Below are 9,067 nucleotides of genomic sequence, written 5' to 3'. Positions count from 1 at the left end.
AACTAATAGTAAGTTAACTCAAGAACAGTTAGCACAAAAATTAAATGTATCAAGACAAACAATTTCTAGTTGGGAAAACAATCGAAATTTACCTGATTTACAAATGGTGGTCCAAATCGCACAAACATTTAATCTTTCTCTTGATCAATTAATTTTGGGGGATAATACTATGACAAATAAATTGGTGAACGACGGAAGCGAAGTAAGAAAAGCAAAAATGAACTTAATAAGTATCATTTTGTTAACAATCGCAGCAATTTGCTTTTTAGCAAAGGCATTTTTGGGACAGCCAGAAGTAGATAGTAACGGCATGTTACACGAACCATTTTTTCTAATTCCTATTGGCTATTTATTTTTATTAAGTGGAGTTATAGGTCTATTAATTGCTTTGGTAAAAAAAATAACAAAAAAATAGTTACTTGATAAATAAAAAAATGTGTTGAAAATTCTTTTGTATTTACAAAAGAGGAGAAACATCTATGAAGAAATTATCTAATGACCTTTTATTAAAAGCTTATTTAAACGCTAAAAATTTAGGACTTGACCCTAAATTTATTCAACAACTCGAATCAGAACTCAAAAGACGTTCAATCATCAATATAAGAACAAAGGAGTAGCATAATGCTACTCCTTTTTGTATGTTCTAAGCGTTTGAAAGCTCTAGATTTCTAGAAAAGGTTAGAAAGAGCATAAGGAAAAACTGATATCACTGACCGTAATATACTAGGCAAAGCCTAGTGTTTTAGTGATATCAAGAAAAAATCCAAAAGTACCCGTTGTAGCCCCCATTAAAAGCACCGTTATGGCCCCCCTATTTTGCCCATTACAACCTTGGAAAGATATGTGGTGCCTAAAGGTTAAGGTAGAAAAATTCATTACCAAAATGAAAAACCTTATGAACTTAAAAGTTCATAAGGCTACCGTACACTTTTAATACTGCACGTTATAAAACGGATCATTTTGTGGCGCTTTTTCTAAAAGCTCTCTAATTCTTTTATATTGTTTTCCTGTGTCTTTTGACTCTTCTCGGAAAACTTCTGTTACTAAGATAGGTGCGCCTGGTTTTCCAACCATAACAATATCACCTGGTTGGATGTTTAAATCACGTAAATATTTAGGAATATGCCACGTGTACTTTTTGGGATGTAGTTTCAATACTTCACCTTTTTTACTTTTGATATGAAATCCAGACAGTGTATTATCGTTTTTCATGTAACAATCTCCTATTTTTAGATTCAAAGGGGAAATTACCTTTTATTACCTAAAAATAATTATAGCAAACTAGAGGTTCGGTAAACCGATCCTCTTTTACCTTAACATAGCCAGTATTCTCTCACGTTCTTGCGCATAGGAGGCTTTCTTTTCTTCTGTTATTTCTTCTTCAGGCTCATGACGAGTCGCAAACCATGCTGGTACTGTTTCTACTTTTCTAGCTACTTGTTTTTCTGATGCTACAGATGAATGAACTACTGTTACATCGTTGATTTTGTTGCGAATAATGGCACTTAGTAAGGCTACACGGTTTGTTTTAACGTATTGATCACTCGCAGAAATGGCTGCATCTAATGATTGATACATAATCGTTTCTAATTGCACGTGAGACAGCGTTAGCTTGTCCTCTGCTTTGATTTTTTTAAATGAACCATAAATAACCCCCACAAATGGTTTAAAGCCTTCTAAAGAGCCTGTACGGGCTTGATAGAGATTTTTTAAACGATTATAAAGATTATTTTTCTTATCAGACGACTGCTTAGTAGACGTCTTTATATCTTTTATTATTTTAATTTGGTTATTATAGTTAAGATCCGAATTTGAGCCATTTGACTTTGATATGACAGCGTTTTGAGCCAAATCCTGATGTTTATTTTGATGTTTACTTAGATGTTTAAAGTCCTCTTTTAAGATTGCAATTTCATAAGCAGTTAGACGGTAAATGCCACTTAAAATACTTTCAAAATTAACGTGCTGCACATCCAAAATGACACGACAACCACTATTCGTTTTCCCTGATTTGTTTCTAGAAAGGATAAACAGTTTTGATTGCTCCAAATACTTAAACGCTGTTGAGATTGTATTTAAGCCAACCTCTAATTTTTTACTCAAATGCTCTCGGCTTACTTTGATAATGCCGTTGTATGTAAGATCATAAATCAATTTTTCTAGCACTCTATGTACTTTTCCACCAGGATAAATATCTTGTGCTGCCAAAGTTTCTTCTAGTTGCTGCAGGCGCTCTTCTTTGAGTTGCCGATCTCCTTTTTGATTGCCGTATGTAATAAATGTTTGGACTGCTTGGTTTGGTGTAGTTTTTAGTTTATTTTTCATGGTAGTTGCTCCTTTTTTGAAGCAAAAAAGCGTTTTACATCGCTGTAGTAACGATGCAAAACGCTTTCGATGACGGAAACTTTTAATTAACTGTTGAAATGTATTCTAATTCATACTAGAATGACGTATATAGATACTATGTATCGTTTTAACAGTTAAAAACAGTCATTTCACGACAAGCTGCATCGTATGTACGAGATACGATAAGGCGATTAATAAAGTGCTACCAACACTTTATTAGTCACTGTGGGATGGCTTTTTTACGTTCGATTTAGTTATTCTTACCATACGCTAAAGTTAGCAACTTGTAAATATAATCTATGACTATTAATTTCTATTAGTTTATTGAAAATTCTAGTAGTGCGACCTCGAAATTTTAACTCATCTGCTACACGGTCTACTGGCGACCCCAAAACTTCCAACGAGATTTTGGTGGCATCTTTTTCAATTCTTCAACATCATCTTGCAATTTTTCAATCAATCCAATCAGTTTCTCTTCACGTTCTTGGCTAAATTTAAGCTGATTTTTCATTTCTTCAAAGTGTTGAGAATGATCGATGGGTGCTGGTAACTCTTTATTTTGGAGATTTTCGATTTGCAGCTGCATCTCCATCATCATTTTTTGTTGTAATCCGATCATTTCAATTATTTTCTCCATCGAACCTGGGTGAATTATCATCTCAGATTCTCTTTTTGTGACCTCTCCACCGAATTTCTCAAACAATTTTTCCTCGACCTCTGTAAAATCTGTCCGTTTAAACCCTTTTTCTCGTTGTTTTTGAATAGTTTCATGTATTAAATGAATTCGTTTAATCTGATGATCGTTATAAACCCGTTGATTATTATTATCTGGATCTTTCAATACATCTCCGAGCCAATCCCGTTTCTCCCACTCACGCAACTGGTGTGCTTCAATTGCTAATTCTTTTGTGATTTTTCCAATTGGTGTTAACGTTTTCTCCACCTCCATGATTATCCTAAATTTAGCTATATATTAAGTTGAATTAAGCTTTGTTTTATGCTTATTTTAGGCTGACTGATAGCTATTTACAAGGCTCTGATAATTCCTTTAAGTTTTGGCCGCCTTGCAAGGGGTCCCGTCAGATTTATGCGGATTTACAACGTTACCCCTTCAGCGTTACGCTGGAGGGGTAACGTTGTAAGTGCTGTTACGGCACTTACAAAAAATATAATATATTTTAGTTGATTCGAAATATTATAGAGGTGAATAAATGAGACATAGTGATGTGAAAGTAGGTAATTGTTACAACATTTTTTTTACTGATAGAGCTGCTGGAGAATCTTTAAGAGAGTGTGAGTTTGATGGTAATCATTTGGGTGTTGTTTTAAAGAAAAATAACGATGATAAAACCGTTATTGTTGTTCCTTTGACAAGTCAAAATAATGGAGATCGATACAATAAAGAAAATATAGGTAAAATTAATACGTTACCTTCAAATTTGAAAGATAGTGATTCTTATATTGTTTACAATCAGGTGAGAACGGTTAATGTTAGTAGAGTAAAACATTTAAAAGATACTGTGAGTGGCAAGAAAGTAACACTTGATTCATTTGTTAATCCTTCTGCTATGGATAAAATTTACAAACTTTGTAGTTTTGAATTAGTGAAAAGTAAAAGTTATGAAGAAAAAGAACAACTTCATTATAGAATGTTTCTTGAATCAAGAGTTTTAAGAATTATTGATTTGCTTTATCAATATAAAAGTGAGAAGGCAAAATCAGCGGATTCAGAAGATGTTAAAAATTTAGAAATGGAAATTTCGACATTACATATGACAGGATTACCTTATTCAGATTTGTATTCACCTAGAAATATAAGTGATGGTATACCTGTATTATTAGATGATATTTTAAGTGGTTCAGTCGCCAAATAAGGAAAATTTTCGAAATAAAAAAATCGATTTGTTGCTTTTTTGAATTCACTTGAGTATACTTTACTTAAAGAAACGGATAATATCCGGACCAGTAATTATCGGCGAGAGCCATACCAAGTAAGTAAAAGAAGGCAGCGTAATAAATACGCTGCCTTCTTTTTTTATTTTTAACGAGTTTTACATTTCTCAAGTTTTATCAAATTTATATAAGCCTATCGTAACCCCTAAAATCATCCTTCTGGATTACCGCCTTTGATTATACATTCCCATACAAATCGAGTTTACATAACAACTGAAAAAGGAAGCCAGGATCCAGGATACGCTCCTAACCTTGTTTCTTCATCCTAATTTTTTTACCAAAGCAAAAAAAAGAGCCCATAATGGGCTCTTTTGTTATTTTCTTGCCGTTTCCAAAAACAAAATTGGCTTTTTAGGTTATATTAGAATGCTGTCCAACCGTGACCACTTATATTAGCATGTGATGATTCTACCATATGTTCTTTTGATCCGGACCATCTTGCTCGAACAGTATGATGTAAATTTGAGCTTAGAAAACCTAAAGAAGCGTTAGCTCTTAATTCATATGAAGCTCTTACATAAGCATAATTACCTTCAATATAAGTTTTTGCTTCATTAACATATGATACCCATACGCCTGGATTAATATTAGTATGATCATGATATCCATCTAATACTTTGGTAGCTCTATTTCCATTTCCTTTAAATTTTAAATGAGTCATGATATTAGTAGTGTTTATCTTGAGAGCATATAGTTTATAAACGGCAGTAACATTATATTCATATTCTGTTGCTGCTGCTGCTCTTGCAAAAGGTGCTGCAGGCTTTTCTTCATAGGCATCTCCAGTAGATTCTAAACGTATAGGGATTTCCATATTATTAAATTCGATTGTAAAATCTTTAGTTTCAGAATCATTAGAAGGTTGTTCTGCTAAAGCTTCCTCTAATACCTCTATGTATTCATTAGATTGTAAAAATTTTAAATACGTTTCTTGCTCTTCTACACTTAACTTTTTAAATTGTTCAAGACCTTCTGAAGCAAGTTCAGACGAATTATCATCTGTTGAAATAAGATTTTGTAAGTATTCTTCATACCCCTCAATTGTAAAATAATCTTGTTCTTCGCTTGCCTTTGCGTTAGAAGGCATCACAATGAAACCGAATATCAGTGTCATTAGTGCAAAAATTAAACTTTTTCTTCTCAACTATATTCACTCCTATCGAATATTTGATATATTTTACATATCGATACAATCATACCAGATAGGAGGAAATTATTGTGAAAAAAGGTTATTATTTAATTATTTTGTTTATTTTGCTAATTATTGGTTTTTTATTTATATCATACATATCTCTCAGTGGTGAGTGAAATGTGTCTTGGATATGTGATAGCTAGGTGCTTGGGGCGAAAAAGAATATGTTTTGAAAAGAGCAGTGTTTGCTGACGGTAAAGAAAAAGAGAATGAAATCAGCGATTATATTAAAATAGTTCCAAGAAGGGCTACTCCCTTAACTAATATACATTCCTATACATTTATAGTTAACATAACATTAGAAGTAGGCACCGTATAATATAATTTCGAAATTACATAAAAAACGTCCGATGATTAAGCCGGACGTTTTTTATCGCGAAAATGATTTTAATATGCCCTTTTTACTTTGGATTGTAAGGGTACATAGTAACAACTGTATTAAATTTATCTGTATATGGTGAAATGTAATAAATCACTTTAACATATTGATTTAAAGTGATTTCAAAGCCTGTAGCTGCGTAATTTCCGTTGTCTTGCTTAGTGATATTACCTTGAGCAATAATGCCACCTGCTATACGTGCCATATTCTGAATGTCAAATGACTCTGAAAATTGAGATTTGGCTACACCATCTACATAAGTTGTTTTTACTTTACCATTTGGTAATGTTCCAACAGAACTCATATGATAATAAGCAATATGACAAGCTCCTTTCTTCTTATCGCCATAATCAACCACTGTGTTTGTTGCGAGATCATGGCCTGCTCCATCACCAGTACAATATTTAGTAGCAGCTTGAGCGTTAATTGGTGTCATTGCTAGAGAGAAAGAAACAAGTAAAATTAAAGTTAGTAAATAGTGTGAAATCTTTTTCATTTAGTATAATCTCCTTTTTGTAGTTATCAAAAAAATAGTATATCATTAAAAATGTAGTAAAAAAAGTAAAAATATACACAAAAGGTTATTGGAGGATTTTAAATGAAAGAATTTGATAGTTATTCCTTTTCTCGTTTATATTTAAATGAAAATATAGAATTCTTTTTTATTCTTGGTGTTAAGGATGAAGATAATTTCATAGATGTGTGGGATGGACGAATAATTGAAGTGATAGGATATGCAATGATTTTTACTAATAAAAGTGAATCGAAACAGGAGAACTTTATATACTTGATTGAAAAAAATGGTAGGAAATTTGAAGATGTAATTAGATATACAAAGCAGTTTATTAATCAAATGTCATTTAATCCTATTGATGGAGATGATTTTGAAGTTTCGAGAACAAATGTAAAAGGTGATGTTGTGGATTTTCCTTATATTGATTTTATAAAAAGTATTGTCCGTAATGATATTCCTCAAGAAATCTTACAATCTATGGTTGAAGTAAATATATTTGAAAAGTAGAAGTGTAAATATGTTGGTAGAGAAGTTCCCTAACAAGAACTCATCTTTTTATGCGGTATAAGAAAAGAAGGAAGTTTGTGATGTATAAAATATGTGAGATATATAAGATTATAGAGAGCAGCATGCAGCTGCTCTTTTTTATTTCTTGAAATTTTAAAGTCACTGATAGCCAGTGCCCATCTACACACTCACTTATTGTTGAGTATGAAAATGAATGGGAAAATAAATGCTACGCATTTTGACCAGTAGGGGGAAGGCATTGACAATTTTAGATCGTAACCCTAAATTCTTCTGGATGATCGCTTTTGATTATACAATTCCATACATTCTAGGTTTACATAACATTAGAAGTAGGCAGTAACGACAAAGGGCGAACCCTTGTCATTACTGCCTTTTTGATTGCATTACGGATTATTAAATATGCAAAATTTTATACATCGTTGGTTTGACAGTGTTTTTCGGCAAGATCACCAGCTGCAGCATGTATAAAATAGCGTATAAATAATTGAGCATCGTTTGGCTTCTTTCATTGGATATTATTTTTTCCGAAATCGATATCTTACACAAAAAGAAAAGATGAACTATATGAATAGATGTTTCACTCAGGGTGAAAAACCATAAAAATGACCTCAAAAAAGACCAAGGCTTTTATTAAAAGCCTTGGTCAATCATTATAATTTTATAAAAAAATAAAAATGTACAATTTGATAGACAAATATACAGTACAAACTACGGATACACTGTACATAGCTACTTTTTTTCCAAAGGTGAAATTTATTTTTTTCTTAAATAGTAAATATAGTAAAAATGTAAAAATTAATAAAGATACTAGTAATGACGAAGGGAACAAAATTTGGTAAACCATTTTTTGTGTAGCTGTTATATCTCCTGGAAAGTTTGAAGCTGCATAACTTCGACTAAGGTCTATATAAACTTGACTTCCTAACATCCAAAGATAAGTAATCCCAATAGATAAAATAGTTAAAACTCCAATCAATATAAAAAACATTTACTATCTCCTACTTTAATTTAGTCTTATTATCTGAAGCATATAACAAATATTTCGAGCTCTCATAAGCTATTTTAAGCCCTTTTAAATTTAAACACGAAGTAAAATAAATCAAAAACGAAATGATCATCTTAAAATGAATGTAAAGGGCCTATAATTTGAATTTTAAGTTTCTCCTCTTCCAAAGAATACAAAAAACTAAGACAAATGATATTACCATTTTTCAGAACAAATATTGAAATTAAAATTGTCTGAGGTCAAAAATCGGGACCGATTTTATGCCTGTTAAGCGCTCGAATTTTCGAAGGTGCGTAGATGGGCACTCTGAAATTTAATGACCAATATTATGGCTGCTCTTGCAACAGAATTACCCCCCTTTTTCTAGAGATATACAAATCATTTTTTTCTCCATATAGTTCTACTTTATTATGTATACATTCTAAGCCCCCCTTGTATACAGTTCCTACCTAAGTGCGAAGCACTTTCCGAGTGTACGGTAGTACACTCTTAATCCTGCACGTTGTATTTAGCTCTTTTCACGCACCCAATATTCCATCATTTTTACGTATTTGAACTTCCGATTTTGATCTTAGTTTTTCGGTTCATTCAGCTGACCAGTAACCACCAGCTGTACGTAAATGTTAAACCTGGATTCTATTGTTATAATTCTGTTGCCTAAAGACTTCATGGCAAAAATAAAAGAGCAATCTAGAGATTGTTCTTTTTTGTACGATTCGTTTTATTTACCTATGGCTCTTAGTAATTCTGATTCAAAAAAATGAACTAATTTAAACTAGTTTAAACTAATTTACTTTTTCTAATTATCATATTTTCCGCAAAGTAAAAATCAAATTGCTATAATGAACATCTATGAAAATTTGGAATGACAGTAATACAAGCCTTGATATATAGCCAATGCTTGTTACTCAATCTTTAAAAATAAGCATTTTCCATTTATAAATTAGTTGACAAGGAGAATTGATTTTATGGATTTTGGAACACAAATAAAAAAGATAAGAACTAATAGTAAGTTAACTCAAGAACAGTTAGCACAAAAATTAAATGTATCAAGACAAACAATTTCTAGTTGGGAAAACAATCGAAATTTACCTGATTTACAAATGGTGGTCCAAATCGCACAAACATTTAATCTTTCTCTTGATCAAT

General features: G+C 31.9%; 10 protein-coding genes. 5 read left to right on the top strand and 5 right to left on the bottom strand.

Annotated elements, in window-relative coordinates; genetic code table 11:
* Both AC1DCY_RS26300 and sda read left to right on the top strand, forming a co-directional pair.
* The coding region (locus tag AC1DCY_RS26300) for a DUF3955 domain-containing protein (RefSeq protein WP_477355401.1) at positions 1 to 415 on the top strand (415 nt) is incomplete at its 5' end.
* 64 nt (positions 416 to 479) lie between these two features.
* The gene (sda, locus tag AC1DCY_RS26295; RefSeq protein WP_477355399.1) at positions 480 to 617 is read left to right on the top strand and encodes a sporulation histidine kinase inhibitor Sda; all 138 of its coding nucleotides are present in this window, start codon (positions 480 to 482) and stop codon (positions 615 to 617) included.
* A 313-nt stretch (positions 618 to 930) separates the two neighbouring features.
* On the opposite strand, the gene AC1DCY_RS26290 is transcribed toward sda, so the two are convergent.
* The 3 genes from AC1DCY_RS26290 to AC1DCY_RS26280 all read right to left on the bottom strand — a co-directional run bounded on the left by AC1DCY_RS26290 (position 931) and on the right by AC1DCY_RS26280 (position 3,289).
* Positions 931 to 1,212, bottom strand: coding sequence for a DUF5839 family protein (locus tag AC1DCY_RS26290; RefSeq protein ID WP_477355396.1), 282 nt, complete (start codon positions 1,210 to 1,212; stop codon positions 931 to 933).
* A 96-nt stretch (positions 1,213 to 1,308) separates the two neighbouring features.
* Positions 1,309 to 2,325, bottom strand: coding sequence for a hypothetical protein (locus AC1DCY_RS26285; RefSeq protein WP_477355393.1), 1,017 nt, complete (start codon positions 2,323 to 2,325; stop codon positions 1,309 to 1,311).
* 397 nt (positions 2,326 to 2,722) lie between these two features.
* Entirely contained in the window at positions 2,723 to 3,289 is a 567-nt protein-coding gene (locus tag AC1DCY_RS26280) for a MerR family transcriptional regulator (RefSeq protein WP_477355390.1), read from the bottom strand.
* Between the two features lie 268 nt (positions 3,290 to 3,557).
* Here AC1DCY_RS26280 and AC1DCY_RS26275 point away from each other — a divergent pair, with 268 nt between their 5' ends.
* Positions 3,558 to 4,220: a type II toxin-antitoxin system PemK/MazF family toxin gene (locus AC1DCY_RS26275; RefSeq protein ID WP_477355387.1), complete on the top strand. Its 663-nt coding sequence runs from the start codon at positions 3,558 to 3,560 to the stop codon at positions 4,218 to 4,220.
* A 440-nt stretch (positions 4,221 to 4,660) separates the two neighbouring features.
* On the opposite strand, the gene AC1DCY_RS26270 is transcribed toward AC1DCY_RS26275, so the two are convergent.
* Together AC1DCY_RS26270 and AC1DCY_RS26265 are read right to left on the bottom strand one after the other, a co-directional pair.
* On the bottom strand, positions 4,661 to 5,443 hold the full coding sequence (locus tag AC1DCY_RS26270) for a hypothetical protein (RefSeq protein WP_477355384.1): 783 nt from the start codon (positions 5,441 to 5,443) through the stop codon (positions 4,661 to 4,663).
* Between the two features lie 449 nt (positions 5,444 to 5,892).
* Entirely contained in the window at positions 5,893 to 6,366 is a 474-nt protein-coding gene (locus AC1DCY_RS26265; protein ID WP_477355381.1) for a hypothetical protein, read from the bottom strand.
* Between the two features lie 102 nt (positions 6,367 to 6,468).
* Here AC1DCY_RS26265 and AC1DCY_RS26260 point away from each other — a divergent pair, with 102 nt between their 5' ends.
* Positions 6,469 to 6,891: a hypothetical protein gene (locus tag AC1DCY_RS26260; protein ID WP_477355380.1), complete on the top strand. Its 423-nt coding sequence runs from the start codon at positions 6,469 to 6,471 to the stop codon at positions 6,889 to 6,891.
* 1,995 nt (positions 6,892 to 8,886) lie between these two features.
* A partial coding sequence (locus AC1DCY_RS26255) for a helix-turn-helix transcriptional regulator (RefSeq protein WP_477355378.1) occupies positions 8,887 to 9,067 on the top strand: 181 nt, incomplete at its 3' end.

The organism is Lysinibacillus sp. 10T31 (genome assembly GCF_056394365.1).
The sequence above is the reverse complement of the archived record's forward strand: the minus strand, read 5'-3'. Positions and strand labels throughout refer to the sequence as shown.